Origin of the sequence: Oxynema mangrovii CENA135 (genome assembly GCF_016632315.1) — a bacterium.
Taxonomy (GTDB): Bacteria; Cyanobacteriota; Cyanobacteriia; order Cyanobacteriales; family Laspinemataceae; genus Oxynema; species Oxynema aestuarii.
The window spans coordinates 2,143,291-2,163,433 of the sequence record NZ_JAEOXH010000001.1; the positions used below are offsets into that span (position 1 = coordinate 2,143,291).

Here is a 20,143-nt window from a genome sequence, read left to right on the forward strand (position 1 = left end):
CTGCCAAGGGTGCGGGCGATCGTCCAGAAATGAGTCGGGAGAGTCGAGCCGACGGGCGGCCTCTTGGTTCTAGGTTGCCCTAGGTTGCCCTCTATGGAAACGATCGCCTCCGGGGGGCGGTTCGTTCCCTTACAACTGAGACTCTTGCTGCTGGTAAAGAGCATAATACCGACCTTTGAGCGCCATCAGTTCGTCGTGGCTTCCTTCTTCGACCACGGAACCGCGATCCATCATCACGATCGCATCCGCATTTTTGACCGTGGTCAGGCGGTGGGTGATGAAGAACACCGTGCGGCCCGCGAAGGCTTCGGCGAGGTTGCGGCTGACCTGGGATTCCGAGTTGTAGTCGAGGGCGCTGGTGGCTTCGTCGAGAATCAACAAGCGGGGATTTTGGAGGACGGTACGGGCGATCGCGATCCGTTGGCGCTGTCCCCCGGACAGGGCCGAACCTTTTTCCCCGACCACGGTGTTGTAGCCGTTCGCTAAATCCATGATGAAATCGTGGGCGACGGCGACTTTGGCGGCTTCGACGATCTGTTCGTCGGTGGCGTCGGGATTGGTGAGGGCGATATTGTCGCGGACGGTGCCGTTAAACAGCAAGGTATCTTGCAAGACGACCCCGATCTGACGGCGAACCGAGTAGAGTTCGACCTTATTGATATCGTAACCGTCGATTAAAATGCGTCCGCCTTTGGGTTCGTAGAGGCGTTGGAGCAGTTTCATCAAGGTACTTTTACCCGAACCGCTCAAACCGACGATCCCGACGAAGCTCCCGGCTTCAAATTCTAAGTTGACGTTGAGCAGTTGCAGACTTTGGCTGCCGGGGAAACTGAAGGAAATATCTTCAAATTTGACCCGCCCTTGAATGTCCGGCAAGGGGATGTTGAGGCGATCGCTCTCGTCCGCTTCCGGCTTGGCTTCGAGGATGTCGCGCAGTCGTTCCACGGACATCGCCGTTTCTTGGAAGGTCTGCCACACTTGCACGAAGCGCAGTAGGGATCCGGTGACGTTGGAGGCGATAATCCGGAAGGCGATCAATTGACCCAAGGTCATTTGCGGCGGATTGCTCAACACCAGGTGCGCCCCGACCCACAAGAGGAACAAGCCGGAGAGTTTGTTGAGAAAATTACTGATCGAACTGGCGGTGGTGGAGGTTTGAACGGTTTTGAATCCGGCGCTGATGTAGCGGGCGTAGCGATCGTACCAATTCCATCGGGATTTGAGTTCGATGTTTTGGGCTTTGACCGTTTGAATGCCGCCGAGGACTTCGACCAAGTAGGACTGGGTATCGGCGTAGCGTTCGGCGCGCCGTCGCAGCAGTCGTTGGACGATGGGAGAGACGATCGCGATCAGCAAGGTGAATAACGGGACCGTCGCCAACGCTACGGCGGTCATCAACAAGCTGTAGGAGAGCATCACGGCGATGTAAATCACCGAGAAGATGGCGTCGAGGACGACGGTGAGGGCGGTTCCGGTGAGGAATTGGCGAATCCGTTCGAGTTCGCCGACCCGTCCGGCGAGTTCGCCGACCCGGCGCTGGTCGAAGTAGCGCAGGGGCAGGCGCAGCAGGTGGTCGATAACTTGGGACCCCAAGCTCAAATCGAGGCGGTTGGTGGTATCGACAAACAGGTACGTTCGCAGTCCGGTCAGGGCCGCTTCAAAGAAGGCGACGCCGACCATCAAGACTCCCAACACGTCCAGGGTGTCGAGACTGTTTTGACCGATGACTTTATCGATAATTACCTGGGTGAGCAGGGGATTGGCCAAGCCGAACAGTTGGACGAAGAAAGAGGCGATAAAGACTTGGACGAGGATGCCTTTGTATTTGAGCAGTTCGGGGAGGAACCACCAGAAGTTAAAGTTTTCCTGGCGATCGGTCGAACCGCGCTGCAACAGCAGGACTTGGCCTTCGGCACCCCAAATTTCGGTAAATTCTTCCGGTTTTTTGCGGACGATCCCTTTTTCGGGGATGGCAATGGTCAGTTGTTTGGGGGAGATGGCGAATAAAACGGCAAAACTGTCTTGCCAGCGCACCATCGCCGGGGCTTTGAGCCGGGCGATCAGGTTGGCGGGTACGCTGACCATCTGGCCGTTGAGCCCGATCATGGCGCCGACGGAGCCGCACGATTGCAAGCTTAAGGTGCCTTGAGTGCGGATTTGGTTTTCGAGAACTCGCTTGACCGGATCCCGGCGAAAGGGGATGGCGAAGTATTTGGCGAGCATCTCGAAACAGGCGACGGGGGCGTTAATCTGCCCGCGTCCGCGCACGAAGGGGAATTTCGGCGGGGGGGCGTTGGGGTCGGGTTCCGGTTCGGGCGGTTTGGGTGGGGCGTAGGGAATGGTTGCCGTGTCTTCGGCGTCGAGGGGGGCTAAGGTTCCGGCGCGGTCTGCGGGACTGGCGGCGAGATCGAAGGGGGGCAGTCCCAGCAAGCGGGCGCCCGTGTCGCTTTGGATTTTGGAACCGAGGGCGTCGGGATTGAGGCGGTTACCGACTTCAACTTCGCCGACGCTGCCGCGACTGACGATCCACAGCCAGTTCGGATCGATCGCGGGTTTGCTGCTGCGTCCTTTGGGGATGTTGACGATGCGCGCGTCCGGGAGGAGTTTGAAGGTGAGGTCTTTGAGGTTGGCGGTGGCGTTGGCTTGCCGTTGCAGTTCGAGGGCGAGCAGCTCGAAGATTTCGATCTCCGAGGCCCGTTGCTCGAAGGCTTCGCCAAACCCCGGTTCGTTGCCGAGATAGTGGACGAATTCGTGGCTCGGAATGACGATCGCGATCGTTTCGGTGGAGGCGATGACGGTCTCGCACGCGGTTGCCCGAACTAAGGCGGTCCATCCGAGGACTTCTCCCGATTGGGCTAAGCGCAAACTGGCTAGGGATTGTTTGTAGGGGTCGTAGCCGAGGATGCGCGCCTGTCCTTCGTAGAGAATGACGAGCTGGGCGGGCATTTTATCCCGCTCGTAGATCGGTTGTCCGGTGCGGTAGCGCAGCAGTTGACATTTGGAGGCTAGCGCTTTGAGACTATCGACCCCGAGGCGATCGAACGGGGGGGTTTGAGCTAAAAAGGCTGAAATTTCAGACGGAGAAACAGTTGAGGTCATGATTGAGACGCTGCGCTTAACCCGAGAGACTGCAAGGAGCTGTTGAGATTTTGAACCTGTTCTCGCAACCAGGTTTCAAACATTTCGTCGATCAAGCGTCGCCGCATGTCGTTGTCGAGTTTAGCCGGAATGAATTTTTCCAGGCGAACGATGACAAACCATTCGGCGAGGGGTCGCGGCGGCCACAGTTGTCCCGGCTGGGAGATCGATAAAAGTTTACCAATCAGAGGGTGGGGTTGGGAGATGGGTACCGGACCGAGTAAGCCTCCCGTGCGCGCTTCGGGCCCTTGGGAATACTCCCGCGCCGCATCGGCAAAGGTTTGCTCGTTTTCTTGGATGCGAAAGTAGACTTCTTGGGCGACGCCAAAATCTTTGGTCCGAATCAAGGAGTAGAAGACTTGGTCGAGAAAGGTTTTGCGCGCCATAAAATAGTTTTCAACTTTCGGCCCCCAGGTGGCGGTTTTGAATTTTTCGATCGCAATTTTGCGAACCGCCATGGCTTCCATTTCTTTTTCCGTCAGTCCTTGGCTGTCGAGCCACGCTTGACGGGCTTCGGGGGAGGTCAGTTGGTGTTCTACGGCTAGATCTTCTAAGGCTCTTAGCCGTTCTTCGTCGCTACAAGAAAAGTCGGCGATCGCCTCGTCAATCGCAATCCCGCGCAAAAATTGCGGCATTAAATCATATCGTTTCAGCAAAGCCGGAATTTCCTGGGCTTTAATCGATCGGTTGCCAACTTTCAAAACGTCACTCATTTCACAGCTTCCTTAAAACCACCACGCTTACTACTCTAATGTTGTGTTGGCGGTGGGAAAATATTCGCCTTCTCGCGCACTCGACCCCCGTTACACGCTCAGATTTGTTGCTTTCCATGATAAGCTACCTCACGATTTGGCACGGCGATCGCCCTTCGAGAGTCGCTGTTGGGTCGTTCCTCACCTGCAAAGGTTCCAGAACTTCCCCCGCGCTTCCTCGCTTTTGGCACTCAATATGACATAGGTTCACAACAAGGTATCAGATGCAACCGACGAGACTCAAGCAAGAGAAGTTTCGTTTGCCTCCTGGCGCCAAACCCGTTCTAGAGTGTGCTTTCAAGAAACAAACTAATATTTCGCAATTGCGCCATTTTTTCAAGCGTTTTTCCCTGAAATCCGGATTTTGGGAACGGCGAAGGGCGATCGCCAGTCGGGAGTTAGACGTTTGAAGTGACGATAGTGACCGCGGCAGCATTACCCGCTCCATCTACAATCTAAATTCTAAAATTCCATGAAAGTTAGCATTATTACCCCTTGCTACAACGGGAGTGCTTTTATCGAACGCGCCCTCGCTTGCGTCAAACAATCTACTTATCAAAATATCGAACATATTATTATTGACGATCGCTCTACCGATGGCAGCTTTGAGTTGCTCCAACAGCTTCAAAAAGACTTCGACTTTACCTTACTTCAATCCGCCGTCAATCAAGGTCCCGCCCAAGCCCGTAATCAGGCGATCGCCCACGCCACGGGAAAATATATTCTTCCTCTCGATTGCGATAACTATTTTCCGGAAGACTATATCGAAAAATTAGTTAAAACTGCCGAAGATCTCGGCGAGGATTATTCTCCTATTTATTGCGAGAAAATTATTTACTTCGGTCGCTTAAATCGAGAAATTACCGTTTCCGATTGGTCTTTAAAACGGCTCACCCTCGGTCCGTGTATGGATATGGGGTCTCTGTTTACCCGCGATGCTTTTACCCGGGCGGGCGGCTTCGATCGCCACTGCCAGCCAATGGAAGATTATGGCTTATTTCTATCAATGGCTTTACAAGGCTTTAAAGGCTTTAAAGTTCCCCAGACTAAACTCTTTTATAATCTACGCCTCGATAGTGTCTCCGATCATTTTAACTTACAAGGTGGCATCGAAAATAAACAAAAAATTATTCGCTATTTGGTTAATAAACATCAAAAAGAATTACAAGAGCTTGGCTTCGACCCCGAGGCGATCGCCGCCAAACAAATTCAAAGTTTTGGTAAAAATATCCTCAAAAAATGGCTCGATCGCGAACAAAATCAACCGACTCCATCTCCTTCACATTCCGGCGATCGCGCTCCCACTACTGACGAGATTTCAGAAACTGCAACAACTGTTCAATTAAACGATCCTTTATTTAAGTTTGTTCCGTTAGATGCCAAACGAATTGTCGAAATTGGCTGCGATCGCGGTCAAGCTGGAAAGCATTACAAACAACTCAACCCCCAAGGGGAATATATCGGCATCGAAACCGACTCCGAACGGGCGATCGCGGCGACAGAAAACCTCGATCGCGTCATTTTGGGCGATCTGGAAAACCTCGATCCGGCGACGGTGGCGATCGCCGATAACTCCGTCGATTGCATTATTTATAACGACCGCCTTTCCTCTCTCAAAAATCCCCTCAATCTTCTCAAACAACACGCCGATTGGTTGAACGAAAACGGACAAGTTCTCGCCCGGATTTCCAACGTGCAGTATTGGCGGCGAATTCTCGAACTGCTACGGGGACAACGATCGTGCGATCGGTCGAATTCTGTTTTTTTCGACGATATTCGCTTATTTACTATCGATAAAATTCGAGAAATATTCGATAAAGCTGGATTGCATATCTACGAAGTTCAAAATCTGAACAACGATCGCGAAAATTCGGACTTTCAAACCTTTCAAAAGACGATCGCCCCTCTCTTACAAAAGTTAGAGATCGATCCGGCAACCTTTGCCAGCCAAAGTGCCACCGAAACTTATCTAATTCGCGCTCAAAAGTCGGCAATACCGCCGCGACGATTGCTCGTTCAAACTAATATGATGGGGTCTTGGCCCGTTTATCGCGTTCGCGTCTTAGAACCCGATGCGTTTACCCGCACGATTCCCGGCGTTCGTATCCTCCAAACGGTTAAATCTTCCCCGTTAAATGTGGGGTTGCCGCATGAAGAAAAAGTCTTTATTTGGCAGCGATCGATCTTGCGCCATCCTCAAGATTTCCCTATTTTAAGAAAGCTGATCGAACTCGATTATTTAATTATTGCCGAAACCGATGACGACCCGCTTTATCGTCCCGAATATGAGCATAACCAGTTTCTCAATTTTCGCGGTTGTCATGGGGTTCAAACCTCAACAGAACCGTTAGGGAACTATTTACGCCAACACAATCCCAATGTGGCTGTTTTCCCGAATCAATTGGCTTATTTACCGCCACCGCGCCGTTATCCGGAGGACGAAACCGTGCGGATTTTCTTTGGGGCTTTTCGGCGGGAGAAAGATTGGCAACCGTTAATAGAGTCTTTTAATCAGGTGTTGGCGAAATATGGCGATCGCGTCGAGGTTAGGGTGATTTACGATCGCCAGTTTTTTGATGCGATTGAGGTCGCCAAAAAACAATTTAAGCCGATGTCGAGTTACGAAGAGTATCAAGCAATTATGAGAAGTTGCGATCTGGCGTGGTTACCTTTAAATCCGACTCGGTTTAATCAGATGAAATCGGATCTAAAATTCATTGAATGTGCGGGTCATGGGGTGACTGTTTTAGGGAGTCCTACGGTCTATGAAGCTTCGATCGCCGATGGAGAAACGGGGTTGATCTATCGGGACAAACAGGAGTTTTTAGATAAGTTAGAAGCGGCGATCGCCGATCGCCAATTGCGGCAAACAATTGCACGGAATGCTTATCAATGGGTGGCGACTCATCGTTTACAATGTCTCCATTATCGTCAACGTTATCAGTGGTATTTAGCGTTACGCGATCGCCTACCGGAGTTAAACGCACAATTGCGCCAACGTGTCCCTGAATTATTTAGTTAAAATTAGGGTTATACTGTTTTCAGTTCTTTTAGTTCTGGAGATTTTCTTATTGATTTGGAGAGGCGATCGCAATCTCTCAGCCTTACCATTTAACTACAGCAATTGGCGCTGTCATGAGGTACAAGAGGCAAAGATCCCCCCAACCCCCCTTAAAAAGGGGGATTTAGGGGGATTGAAATGTAGCGCAGAACAGCAAAAACTACTGTATAACCTACAATATTTGCACCCGACACCGTTCTAAATAAATGCGGGCTACGCGATCTCCTTCATCAACTTGTAAGCAACGTTCAAACTTAACGATCGCCTCGCTATAAGATTTTAAGTGATAGAGAATTACGCCACTTTCAAGCATTCCTTTTGTTTCTAATTTAGCTGCTTTTAAGTCTTCCGGATCGGCGTCGAACACTTCAAAAACAGAAACCGTTTGCGATTTACCTTTAACTTTGACGCAATCGACGAGGCGTAAACTGTATTGATTGGCATCTTCTAATTCGAGAAAAGTCTGATGGGAAATTAATAAAGAAACGCCATAATGTTTAGTCAATCCTTCGATTCTGGCGGCTAAATTGACCGCATCGCCGATCGCCGTTCCTTCCATGCGATTTTGGCCGCCGACGGTGCCTAAAATAATCGAACCCGTGTTAATTCCGATGCCAATTTTAACCGCAGTTTCGCCGAGTTGTAGTCTTTCTTGGTTGTAATCTTTTAAGCGATTTAACATGGCGATCGCCGCCTTTACAGCATCGTCCGCTTTCCCGCTAAATAAGGCCATGATCGCATCGCCAATATATTTATCGATGAATCCATCGTGGTCGGCGATCGCCGATTCCATGCGACTCAAATAAGCATTAATAAATTTAAAACTGTCTTCCGGGGTCAATTGTTCGGACATCGTGGTAAAATCTCGAATATCCGAAAACAAAATTGACATATTTTGTTCGATGGCATCCCCTAACGAAACTTCGACGATGGTTTCGTGTCCGAGAAAATGTAAAAATTCATGGGGGACGAATCTACCGTAAGCTTCGGTTAATTCTAATTCTGCCTCTAAAGCTTCTTCTAAATTGAGATTGGCTTGCTCTAATTGTTCGGTAAATCGTTCCCGTTCGACTTCGACTTGTCGCCGTTCGGTAATATCTTGGAAGGCAACGATCGCAAAAGTCACGTCTCCTTTCTCGTCAAAAATTGGGGTTCCCCATGCTTCGATCGGAATGCGTTTGTCCGACCGATGAATTTCAAGATCGTCCTTAGTCGATCGCTCGCCGCGCAATGCACGAACCATGGGCAATTGTTCGGAGGGATAAAGGCGATCGCTGCGGGCGATATAAATTTGATAAACTTGACCCAATCCCTCGGAATTGACCTCGCTGACGACGCCGCGACCGAACAAATCTTTACCGATCCGATTGATATAGTACGGCTGACCTTCTCCGGTGAGAACGACGACGCCGACGGGGAGGGCTTCTAAAAACTGTTTGAGACGGCTTTCACTTTCTCTGAGTTCGTAATATAATTTGGCATTTTCAATCGAAATCGTGGCGATTTGCAGGTGGGTTTTAATACGGGCGAGCAGTTCGTTTTTAGAAATCGGTTTGGTTAAATAATCGTTGGCTCCTACCCCTAAACCGTGAACCAGATCGGAGACTTGATTTTTAGCAGTGAGCATTAAAATCGGCAGCTCGGTTGAGGGGAAATGCTCGCGCAATTTTTGACAGACTTCATACCCGGTCATTTTGGGCATCATGACATCGAGAAGCACCAAATCGGGTTCAAAGCCATTTTCGATGATTTTGAGGGCTTCCAAGCCGTTAGAAGCGGAAGCGATCGTGTAATTTTCGAGGGAGAGGTGGTTGACTAAAACTTGTAAATTAACGGGTTCGTCATCGACGATCAACAGTTTGACTTTTTCCGAATCGATCGCGCCGTCGGGACGGGTCGGGATGTCATCTTCCGGTGGGGCGATCGCATCGAATGCCTCGCGATCGCGCAAAGAGGACACCACCGACGCACTCAAGTTCTGGCGTTGTTGAAAAGAAACCATTTGCGGATCCGCATCTTCGGCAATTGGCAGGGTAAAGGCGAACCGGGATCCTTCGCCGACGGTGGATTCGACCTGAATTTCGCCGCCGTGGAGTTCGACGAGTTGCTTGGTAATCGCCAGTCCCAACCCAGTTCCGCCGTACTGACGGGCGGTGGATCCGTCGGCTTGCTCGAAGGATTCAAAAATGCGGTCTAATTTATCTGGGGCGATGCCGATCCCCGTATCGCTGACGGCGACGGTCAGATGTTGGCGGTCCGGGACTTCCCAGGCGGACAGGGTGACGGTCCCGGTGTCGGTAAACTTGATTGCGTTGCCGACTAAGTTGTAGAGAATTTGCTGGAGACGGTTTTCGTCGGCCCAGGCGGCGGGGAGGTTTTCGGGAATCTCGTTGACCAATTCGAGGGGTTTTTTGCCGACGAGGGTCTGACTGAGGGTAAGGACGACTTCGACGATTTCGCGCAACCCGACGGGTTTGAGTTGCAGTTCGATGTTTTGGTGGCGCAGTTTGGAAAAATCGAGGATGTCGTTGATTAAATTGGCCAACCGCCGCCCGGTTTGGGCGATCGTAATCAGGTTTTTGCGCTGTAAGTCGGTGAGGGTTCCGGTGGCGCCGTCGAGCATCGATTCGGCGATGCCGATGGTGCCGTTGAGGGGGGTTCGCAGTTCGTGGGAGGTGTTGGCGAGAAATTCGTCTTTGAGTTGGTCGAGGTGTTGGAGTTGGATGTTTTTGGCTTCTAAGTGGGCGAAGGAGTCTTGTAATTGGGCGGCCATGCGTTGAAACGATCGCGCCAACTGTCCGAGTTCGTCGGCGCGGTTGACGGGGAGGGATTGCTCCCAATGGCTGTCGGCGAGGGCTTTAGCGGCGTCGTTGAGTCGCCAAATCGGACCGAGAACCCAGCGCGAGGTGGCCATCCCGATCGCGATCGCCACGACTAAGGCGACCCCACACAGGGCGATCGTCGTGCGGGTGTTGGCGTGGATGCGGGCCATGAAGTCGGACTCGGGAATGACGACGACAATCGACCAGTCGAGTCCCCGTTCGTCGTGAAAGGGCGCCACTTGCACTAATTGCGGTTCGCCGTCGAGGTCGAAGCGAAATTGTGTCGGCTGTTCGATGAGATCGAGGCTGGGGACGCGATCGTCTAAAAAACGGGCGGTGGCGCGGACGAGGCGATCGCTGCTGTGACGGGCTTGCAGGCGTTCGACGCGATCGCCCGTGGTGGTAAACGGCGGCGTCGGCGTCGAGGAGGCGACTAACTGGCCGTCCCGTTCGATAATAAAGGTCTGCCCGGTTTTGCCGATTTCGAGGGTTCGCAAAAATTGGCCGATTTCGAGTAAGGAAATATCGACGGCGAACACCCCTTGCAAGCGTCCGGCGCGATCGTAAATCGGACGCACTGCAGGCAGGGCGAGATTGGCATAAGGGGCCGCCCACAGGTAGATCTCTCCCCAGGTGGCTTTTCCGGCGCGGACGGCGCTGGTGTACCAGGGACGGGTCAACAGGTCGTAACCGGGAACGGCGGAGACGAGGCGATCGCGATTCCCCTCCTCGTCGGTACTGTAGGTGTAAAATTCATCCCCCCGGCGGGCTTCCCAATAGGCGACGTTAAAACTGCCGTCGCCGACTCGTTCGGCCCCACTAAAGCGCTCTTGAGGACTGCCGAAATAGATATAGGTCGCCGAGTCGAATGCTTGGATTTGTCGCCAGAAATGCCGTTCTAACTGCCGCAAGGCATTTTCCGGGTTGCTGCTTTCGGGTAAGGGTAATTCGCCGAGTCGCACGGCGTCGAGGTTGAGTTGGTTGATCAGGTGAGGGGTGGCTAAATGGGAGTTGAGCCGTTGTTCGATGCGATTGACGATTTCGTCCCGTAATTGGGTGGCTAAATCTTCGACCGCTTGCTGTCCGTTGCGATAGGAGAGATATCCGGTCAGCCCCACCGCCGCGAGAATTTGGACGACGAAGGGGACGATGAATACGGTTCGTAGGGAGAATTTTTGCGACAGTCGAACCCCTAAGCTTTGAAGGCGATGGATGGACATGAGGGAGTTGGCACTCAGCCGGAGGCACCTTCCGGCTTTCTTATTTTAAGTTGCGGTAATGCTTCTCGCAGCGATCGAGATAAATCTCGGCGGCGCGATCGCCCGGATTTAATTCGAGGTATTGTTGGAAGCCTTGAGCCGCTTGATAAAACCAGTTGAAGTGGTAGAACAAGACGGCTTTTTCAAAGACTGTTTTATTGACTAATTTCTTTTCTTTCATTTCTGGCGGATCTGCCTCGAAAATTTCAAAGACGGAAACAAATTTGGATTTGCCTTTGACCTGGACGCGATCGAGCAGGCGCAAGGCGTATTCGGTCGGATGTCGTAATTTGAGAAAAGTATGGTGGGAAATTAATAATTGGACGCCGTAATTTTTGGTCAGTCCTTCAATGCGCGAGGCTAAATTGACCGCATCGCCGATCGCCGTCCCGTCCATCCGATTGGAACCGCCCACAGTCCCGAGCATTAAGTTTCCCGTATTGATGCCGATGCCAATATTGACCGGAGAATCGTGCGATCGCTCCCGGTCTTGATTGTACTCTTGTAACAGGTGCAACATGGCAATCCCCGCTTGCACGGCTTCGTCGGCATTGCTACTAAATAAGGCCATAATCGCATCGCCGATATATTTGTCGATAAAGCCGTGATGGTTCGCGATCGCCCCTTCCATTCGGGTTAAATAAGAATTGAGAAATTTAAAATTCTGTGCCGGGGTCAGCCGTTCGGAAATCGTTGTAAAATCCCGAATGTCCGAGAATAACACTGACATTTCTTGTTCGACGGAATCCCCCAACTCGACATCGACAATACTCTCTTGACCCAATAAATCTAAAAATTCATGGGGAACGAAGCGTCCGTAAGCATCGGTAAGTTCCAATTGCGCTTCTAATGCTTGTTCTAAATCTTTATTCACTGCTGCCAATTCCTGGGTAAAACGTTCCCGTTCCTCTTCCGCCTGCTTGCGTTCGGTGATATCTTGGAACGCGACGATCGCAAACGAAACTTCTCCCTTTTCGTCAAAAATTGGCGTTCCCCACGATTCGATCGGAATGCGTTTTTCATCCCGTTGTATTTCGATATCGTCGGCGGTGGTTTGTTCGCCGTGCAAAGCGCGAATCACGGGCAATTGTTCGATGGGGTACAGGCGATCGCTCCCGGCAATATAATTTTGATAAACTTCGCTCACTTCTTCCCAACTCGCATCGACAACCCCGCGACCGAGTAATTCTTTCCCCACTCGATTGATATAGTACGGTTTCCCCCGACTGTCGAGAATCGAAATGCCCACGGGTAATGCTTCTAAAAACTGTTTGAGACGGCTTTCACTTTCTCTGAGTTCGTAATATAATTTGGCATTTTCAATCGAGATCGTGGCGATTTGCAGGTGGGTTTTAATGCGGGCGAGCAGTTCGTTTTTAGAAATCGGTTTGGTTAAATAATCGTTGGCCCCTACCCCTAAACCGTGAACGAGATCGGAAACTTGATTTTTGGCAGTGAGCATTAAAATCGGCAGCTCGGTAGCGGGGAAATGCTCGCGCAATTTTTGACAGACTTCGTAACCCGTCATTTTGGGCATCATCAAATCGAGTAAGACTAAATCCGGTTCGAACCCATTTTCAATTAAGGCTAAAGCTTCTACACCGTTGGATGCAGAGACGATCGCGTAGTTTTCTAAAGATAAATAGTTGGACAGAACTTGCAAGTTGACGGGTTCGTCATCGACGATGAGAATTTTAATTTTTTGCTGGTTATCTAAAGGAGTTGGCGATAAGCTCTGCTCGCTACTGAGAGTTTCGATTTCGACTTCATCTTCCGACCAAGATAAGGTTGTCAGTTGAGATAATTCGGAACGGCGATCGCCTTCTAAGGGAACCGCTTCTCCCTCGGCGACGGGTAAGCTAAAAGTGAAGCGCGATCCTTCTCCAAAGGTCGATTCGACCCGAATTTTACCGCCGTGGAGTTCGACTAATTGTTTGGTCACCGCCAATCCCAATCCCGTTCCTCCATATTGGCGTGCGGTAGACCCATCCGCTTGCTCGAAAGATTCAAAGATGCGATTGATTTTATCTTCAGCAATCCCAATTCCCGTATCGGAAACGGTGATTTCGATCGCCCCAAATTCTCCGATCTCCAGACTGGTTTCTGGCGGGATCGCCGTGGCAGAAATTTCGACGACTCCCGCATCGGTAAACTTAATCGCATTACCGATTAAGTTATGAAAGATTTGTTGCAAGCGGTTTTCATCCGCTAAAATGGGGGGTAAATCGTCGTTAATGTTATTGAGAATTTGTAAGTTTTTTCGTTTAATTAATGGAATGCTCAAGCTTAAAACAACTTCGACAATTTCCCGAAGACCGATCGGTTTTAATTGCAGTTCTATATTTTTATGACGCAGTTTGGAAAAGTCGAGAATATCGTTAATTAAGGTTGCCAAACGCCGTCCGGTTTGGGCGATCGTTAACAGGTTTTTGCGCTGTAAATCGCTGAGGGCTCCGGTGGCGCCGTCGAGCATCGATTCGGCGATTCCGATGGTTCCGTTGAGGGGGGTTCGCAGTTCGTGGGAGGTGTTGGCGAGAAATTCGTCTTTGAGTTTGTCGAGGTGTTGGAGTTGAGCGTTTTTGGCTTCTAAAGATGCAAAAGAATCGCGCAGTTGACGCGCCATTTTATTGAAGGAACAGGCTAATTCTCCGAGTTCGTCGGTGCGATCGCAATCGGGGGTTTCTTCCCATTCCCCACTCGCCAATTTTTTAGCCGCATGATTGAGATTTTCAATGGGTTTGACAATCCAGCGAGCAGTACGAGTTCCGACGAGAATCGCAATCGCTAAAGAAAGCAAACATAGCCCGATGGTGGTGCGGGTATTGGCGGCAATTCTCGCCATAAAATCGGCTTCGGGAATGACGACGACGATCGCCCATTTCAAGCCGAGATTGTCGTCTAAGGGGGAGACTTGTAGGAGTTGTTTTTTACCGTCGATCGAAAAGGTTAAATGAGCGGGTTCGTCGAGGCGATCGAGGGAGGGAAGATGTTGTAATAAGTAGGCGCTACTTTCGCGAATCAAGGGATTTTTAGAATCGACGGCTAACAGTCTTTTCGGTTCTCCTTCTTCTGGTTTGATAAAGGGAGATTCATCGGTGGAACTGGCGATCGTTTCTCCACCGGGTTCGACGATAAAAGCAATTCCCGATTCGCTGATTTCTAAGTCTTGTAAAAAATCGCTGATTTGAGATAAAATTAAGTTAGTTCCGAGGACGCCGACTAAGTTACCCTCCGGATCGTAAATCGGCGTAGTCGGGGTCACTTGCAATACGCCTAAATCGGCGGAAATATAAACTTCACTCCAGGTTTGTTTTCGTTCTTTTAAGGTCGCCTCGTACCACGGGCGATTCCGAGGATCGTAGGGGCTGGATTTGAGAAATTCGTCAATATTTCCGCGATTGTCGAGTTGGTAGATGTCGCGATTGGGTTCGGTATATCGATCGCGAAATTTGACGACCGTGCGACCGTCGAGATATTTCTGTACGCCGATAAAATTGCCATTTTCATAGCCTAAATAAATATAGTCAACGGCATTAGAAAGCTGGATTTCCGACCAAAATTGTCGCCGTACCGTCTCGAAATCTTCGACATCTAAAATTCCATTTTTGACCGAGGCTGCAGTGACGCGGTGGAGGAGGTGAGGGGTGGTTAAATAGTTTTGGAGATGGCGGTCGATATTGTCGGTAATTTTATCGCTGAGTTGGTGAACTAATTCTTCGACCGATCGCTGTCCGTTGCGAAAGGAAAGATAACCTGTCAGTCCGACGACGGCGAAAATTTGCAGGATGAAGGGAACGATTAAGATCGTACGAATCGGAACTTTTTTAGGAAGTTTTGCCAGGGCAATGTAAATCCGGTTGACAATCATAGAAACAATTCGTAAAGAATTACATAAAATAATCCCATTAAGCGCGCGATCGCCCCTCAATCCTTACTGTTCTCGATCCGAAAGGGGTAGCTATTTGTTATTACGATTTAATTTTATCGAATTCACCTCGGTGAAAACCCTCCAACCGATAGGCGACGATCGCCAACCGATCCTTGGGAAAAGCCTTACTGCCACACCCTGCATTGAGTGTAACGCCAACGATCGCCGAGATCTAACCCCCGAGTCACCCCCGACGCGAAGCGCGATCGCCCGGGACGCTATGCCGTTGGCTTGAATTCTGATAGATTGGCTAATGCTTGGAATACTCAACTGTTGCCCAGTTGACCCCTCACCGATTGTAGAAACTTCAATGAACGTCATTCCTACTGCCATTCCCGAGGTCGCGATCCTCGAACCCAAAATTTTTGGCGACGATCGCGGTTTCTTCTTTGAAAGTTTTAACCAGCGCAAATTTGCCGAAAAAACTGGATTTACCGGGGAGTTCGTGCAAGATAACCACTCGCGATCGCGCAAAAACGTTTTACGGGGTTTGCACTACCAAATCGAACAAACTCAAGGAAAATTACTGCGGGTGGTTCTGGGCAGTATTTTTGATGTCGCCGTCGATATTCGCAAAAGTTCGCCGACGTTCGGACAGTGGGTCGGTTGCGTGTTAAGCAGCGAAAATCACCGTCAATTCTGGATTCCTGCCGGATTTGCCCACGGTTTCCTCGTGTTGTCCGATGTCGCCGAAGTTCTCTACAAAACCACCGATTACTACGCCCCCCAACACGAGCGATCGATCCTCTGGAACGACCCGGATCTGGCGATCGACTGGCCCTTACACGGCGAAACACCCATTCTTTCGGGAAAAGATAAAGCCGGAAAACCCCTGAACGCAGCCGATTTATTTGCCTGATGAAACTATTAATTACTGGAAAAATGGGCCAACTCGGGGAGGAATTACAAACCGTCCTCCCGGCGGTCGGGGACACGATCGCCGTCGGTCGCCACGAACTCGATTTGACCGACGGCGATCGCATCCGCGAACTCGTCACTACGGTCAAACCCGATGTGCTCGTCAACGCCGCCGCTTACACCGCCGTGGACAAGGCGGAAAGCGAACCGGATCTCGCGATGAGTGTCAACGGGACGGGAGTGGCTGTTTTAGCGCAAGTCTGCGACGAGATCGGCGCCAGATTCATTCACCTGTCCACCGATTACGTCTTCGACGGACGCCAAAGTCACCCTTATGGGGAAACCGACCCGACCCATCCTTTGGGAAGTTATGGGAAATCGAAATTAGCGGGAGAAACGGCGATTCGCGAGATCGGCGGCGATGCGATTATTTTGCGAACCGCCTGGGTTTACGGCGTCGGCGGGACGGGCAATTTTGTGAAAACGATGTTGCGGTTGGGGGGCGATCGCGAACAGTTGCGCGTCGTTTGCGACCAAGTGGGATCCCCGACCTGGACCGGAGATTTAGCGGGGGCGATCGCCGCGATCGTCCGACAACAAATTCCCGCCGGAACCTATCACTACACCAATAGCGGCGTCGCGAGTTGGTACGATTTCGCGATCGCCATCTTTGAAGAAGCCCAAACCCTCGGGTTTCCCCTCAAGGTTCGATCCGTCACCCCGATCGCCACGGCTGACTATCCGACCCCTGCAAAACGTCCGGCATATTCCGTATTGTCGAATCAAAAAATTGCCTCAGCTTTAGGAACTTATCCGCCTCATTGGCGACAAGGATTGAGACAAATGCTCAAAAATTTTGGGGTTTTTGGAAATACGGTGCAATGAGTTCGTTCGTCTACCCAACGATCGTGAGGGAGAACCGCCGTTCGCCCCTACCGTCAACATTTTAACATAGCATCAGTTCAGTCGATCGCCCTCAATCCTGAAGACCCAAATCTCAACTCTAAAATTATCATGAAAGCATTGATTTTATCTGGCGGAAAAGGAACCCGACTGCGACCGCTAACTTATTCTGGCGCCAAACAATTAGTCCCCGTTGCGAACAAACCGATCCTCTGGTACGGCATCGAAGGCATTGTCGCCACCGGAATTACCGATATCGGTATTATTATCAGCCCGGAAACGGGAGAAGAAGTTAAAGAATTGACCGGGAATGGCGATCGCTTCGGCGCCAAAATTACCTATATCTTACAAGAACATCCCGAAGGACTCGCCCATGCGGTTAAAATTGCCCAACCGTTCCTCGGCGATTCTCCGTTTATTATGTATTTGGGCGACAACTTAATTCAACGGGAATTAAACCCGTTTTTAGAACAGTTCAAACAACAAAATCTCGACTCTTTAATCCTCCTGCGTCCCGTCTCCAATCCGAGTGCATTTGGAGTGGCGAAAGTCGATCGCAACGGGCGCGTTTTACAACTGATTGAAAAGCCGAAAGATCCGCCCTCGAATTTAGCCCTCGTCGGGATTTACTTCTTCTCGCCGCGCATTCACGAGGCGATCGCCCAAATTAAACCGTCCCCTCGCGGTGAATTAGAAATTACCGACGCCATCCAACAACTGATCGATACTTCCGCCACCGTCGAGGCGCGGACTTTAGAGGGGTGGTGGTTGGATACCGGGAAAAAAGACGACCTTCTCGAAGCAAATCGGATTATTTTAGACACCCAAATTCGTCCAAAAATCATGGGAGAACTCGACGAAAGCAGTCAGGCGATCGGACGAGTTCAAATTGGCAAAGGAACGAAAATTGTCAATAGTTCCATTCGCGGTCCGGCGATTATTGGCGAGAATTGCTATCTGGAAAATTGCTTTATCGGTCCGTATTCTAGTATCGCCGATGGGGTGACCTTAATTGAAGCCGATTTAGAGCATAGTGTGGTCTTACAAAATGCAAAAATTATGGGAATCCATCAGCGTCTGGTCGATAGCGTCATCGGACGTCGCGCCCAACTGACGATCGCCCCCCGCCGTCCGAAAGCCTTGCGGTTTATGATTGGCGACGATTCCCATATCGAGTTAACTTAGAACTCCGACCAATTGGGCAGATTGAATGGTAATTCACTCCCCCATTTCCGATCGCCATTTCCCGATTCTCCACTCCCTACAAATACCGTGATTTACTTTCTTACTGTCAATTACTATTCTACCGATTGGATTGCCCAACTTTTGGCCTCGATTGAGGCGAATGTTAGCTTTTCTTATCGGTTTATTCTGGTGAATAATTCCCCCAGTGAATTGTCAGTTGCCGATTTAAAACGGGAAACGGTAGAAATTATCAATTCTCCCGATAACTTGGGGTTTGGGGGAGGTTGTAATTTGGGGTTAAATTGGATTTACGATCGCGACCCCCAGGGGATTGTTTGGTTGGTCAATCCCGATACGACGATCGCCCCAAATTCCAGCGATCGCGCCGCCACTTTTTTTAAAGATTATCCCGAAATTTCGATTCTGGGATCTTTGGTCTACGAACCCTCCGGGAAAGTCTGGTTTGCTGGCGGACAGTTTCAACGAGAAACCGGGGCGATCGTCGAAACTAAAACTTTGAAACGTACTAAAAATGTCGCTTATTTTCCCTGCGATTGGGTTTCGGGATGCAGCTTATTAATTCATCTGAAAAACTTTAAAACCTGCCCCCAATTCGATCCGGAGTTTTTTATCTATTACGAAGACTTCGACTTTTGTCGTCGCTACGCCGAGAAAGGTCACGCGATCGCCCTCTCTCCAGAGGTTCAAACCATTCATCATCCCTCGTCAATTGTCAATCGGAATTTATATCTAAAATACAAGTACAGTACCTATAGTTATCTCCTGACGATGCAACGTCACGCCAGTGGATTTGTCTTATTTGTCCGCTTAATGCGCTTATTATTCCACGCGATCGCCCTCCTCGGCTTCAAGCCGAACGTGGCGATCGGCAAACTCGAAGGAATTGCTAACTTTTTAACGCGATCGCCCCAAGTTTCGTGACCGATTTACTGATTAATTTATCCTTCTTAATCCGCAAACCGACGGGAATCGCGACCTACGCCGTTAATATTTTTCCCCATTTAAAATTTCTCGATCCGACCTTATTAGTCGGCGAAGAGATTCCCGGCTATTCCTGCTATTTAATCCCGTCGGATTTAACCCCAGAACAGGGAACGCGCGGCCATTTTAAGCGCTTATGGTGGACGCAGCAACAGTTACCGAAAATTTATAAAACCCTGCGATCGCGCCTACTCTTTTCCCCGGTTCCGGAAGCCCCCCTCGCGGCGAATTGCCGTTCCGTGGTCATGGTTCACGATTTCATTCCGTTACGTTTTCCCAAACGGCGATCGCCCTTAACTTACTATCACCGTTACTACATTCCCCAAGTTTTAAAACAAGCCGTTCATATCGTCTGCAATTCCGAAGCCACCGCCCGGGATATTAGCGATTTTTGCCAAATTTCCGCCCGTAAAATTACGCCCATTCCCCTCGCTTACGATGCATCTCATTTTCGCCCGTTAAACTTACCCAAACAAAACTATTTTCTCTATATCGGACGCAGCGATCCTTACAAAAACTTATCGCGGGCGATCGCCGCTTTTGCGAAACTTCCCCGGGAATTAGAGTGCGAATTCTGGATAGCCGGATCTCCCGACCCCCGTTATACTCCGGTGTTACAAAAACAAGTGGAATCGTTGAATTTAGGCGATCGCGTTCAGTTTTTAAACTACGTAGAGTACGATCGCCTTCCGATCTTATTAAATCAGGCGATCGCCCTCGTTTTTCCCACCCTTTGGGAAGGCTTCGGATTGCCCGTTCTCGAAGCAATGGCCTGCGGGACGGCGGTGATTACCTCTAACTGTTCCGCTTTGCCCGAAGTCGCCGCCGACGCCGCGATTTTGGTCGATCCGTATCGGGTTGACGCAATTGCCGAAGCCCTCCACGCCGTCGCCACGGACGTTCATCTGCGATCGCATTTAGAGGAACTCGCCTTGCAACAAGCCAGTCACTTTAGTTGGAGAAAAACAGCAGAAAGGACGGGGGAGATTCTACAAAAGTATTTGTAAAGGGGGGAATATAGCAATCCTCAATCTTGTTGCCGAATTCACGGGGTGTAAGGACACGGGATGGCCTTGTCTCTACGAGAATTGGGCAACTTGACCCGGTCGATCTCAGATTCAACGGATGTAGGACTGCTATAGATAGGACTGCTATAGAGAAGTTGCAAGCTGGAACTCAGAAGACGGTGGGGCGGGTATCTTGTCCGCCTGTAACCCAAACTTCTCTCAAAAAAT

The 20,143-nt window shown here is 50.3% G+C and carries 11 protein-coding genes; 7 read left to right on the plus strand and 4 right to left on the minus strand.

Annotated features, from left to right (window positions below; genetic code table 11):
• Positions 1 to 129: 129 nt before the first annotated feature.
• The gene (locus JJD41_RS08485) at positions 130 to 3,099 is read right to left on the minus strand and encodes a peptidase domain-containing ABC transporter (RefSeq protein ID WP_200665540.1); all 2,970 of its coding nucleotides are present in this window, start codon (positions 3,097 to 3,099) and stop codon (positions 130 to 132) included.
• The gene (locus JJD41_RS08490; RefSeq protein WP_168570162.1) at positions 3,096 to 3,851 is read right to left on the minus strand and encodes a peptidylprolyl isomerase; all 756 of its coding nucleotides are present in this window, start codon (positions 3,849 to 3,851) and stop codon (positions 3,096 to 3,098) included. Before JJD41_RS08490 ends, JJD41_RS08485 begins: the two co-directional genes overlap by 4 nt.
• A 263-nt stretch (positions 3,852 to 4,114) precedes the next feature.
• Here JJD41_RS08490 and JJD41_RS08495 point away from each other — a divergent pair, with 263 nt between their 5' ends.
• Together JJD41_RS08495 and JJD41_RS08500 are read left to right on the plus strand one after the other, a co-directional pair.
• Positions 4,115 to 4,300 carry a hypothetical protein gene (locus JJD41_RS08495; protein ID WP_200665541.1) on the plus strand — a complete coding sequence of 62 codons (186 nt, stop codon included), beginning with the start codon at positions 4,115 to 4,117 and terminating at the stop codon, positions 4,298 to 4,300.
• Between the two features lie 62 nt (positions 4,301 to 4,362).
• Positions 4,363 to 6,912 (plus strand): glycosyltransferase, encoded by a 2,550-nt coding sequence (locus tag JJD41_RS08500; RefSeq protein WP_200665542.1) that lies wholly within the window; start codon positions 4,363 to 4,365, stop codon positions 6,910 to 6,912.
• 211 nt (positions 6,913 to 7,123) lie between these two features.
• On the opposite strand, the gene JJD41_RS08505 is transcribed toward JJD41_RS08500, so the two are convergent.
• Positions 7,124 to 10,993, minus strand: coding sequence for an ATP-binding protein (locus JJD41_RS08505; RefSeq protein WP_200665543.1), 3,870 nt, complete (start codon positions 10,991 to 10,993; stop codon positions 7,124 to 7,126).
• Positions 10,994 to 11,033: 40 nt separating this feature from the next.
• Complete coding sequence (locus tag JJD41_RS08510) at positions 11,034 to 14,900, minus strand: ATP-binding protein (protein WP_200665544.1); 3,867 nt, start codon at positions 14,898 to 14,900, stop codon at positions 11,034 to 11,036.
• 370 nt (positions 14,901 to 15,270) lie between these two features.
• Here JJD41_RS08510 and rfbC point away from each other — a divergent pair, with 370 nt between their 5' ends.
• The 5 genes from rfbC to JJD41_RS08535 all read left to right on the plus strand — a co-directional run bounded on the left by rfbC (position 15,271) and on the right by JJD41_RS08535 (position 19,915).
• Positions 15,271 to 15,819, plus strand: coding sequence for a dTDP-4-dehydrorhamnose 3,5-epimerase (rfbC, locus tag JJD41_RS08515; RefSeq protein ID WP_200665545.1), 549 nt, complete (start codon positions 15,271 to 15,273; stop codon positions 15,817 to 15,819).
• On the plus strand, positions 15,819 to 16,703 hold the full coding sequence (gene rfbD / locus JJD41_RS08520; protein ID WP_200665546.1) for a dTDP-4-dehydrorhamnose reductase: 885 nt from the start codon (positions 15,819 to 15,821) through the stop codon (positions 16,701 to 16,703). Before rfbC ends, rfbD begins: the two co-directional genes overlap by 1 nt.
• Before the next feature lie 129 nt (positions 16,704 to 16,832).
• A complete protein-coding gene (locus JJD41_RS08525) occupies positions 16,833 to 17,906 on the plus strand; it encodes a glucose-1-phosphate thymidylyltransferase (RefSeq protein ID WP_200665547.1) in 1,074 nt (357 codons plus the stop codon).
• An 87-nt stretch (positions 17,907 to 17,993) separates the two neighbouring features.
• Complete coding sequence (locus JJD41_RS08530) at positions 17,994 to 18,848, plus strand: glycosyltransferase (protein ID WP_200665548.1); 855 nt, start codon at positions 17,994 to 17,996, stop codon at positions 18,846 to 18,848.
• Entirely contained in the window at positions 18,845 to 19,915 is a 1,071-nt protein-coding gene (locus tag JJD41_RS08535) for a glycosyltransferase family 4 protein (RefSeq protein WP_200665549.1), read from the plus strand. Before JJD41_RS08530 ends, JJD41_RS08535 begins: the two co-directional genes overlap by 4 nt.
• The last annotated feature ends 228 nt before the right edge of the window (positions 19,916 to 20,143 follow it).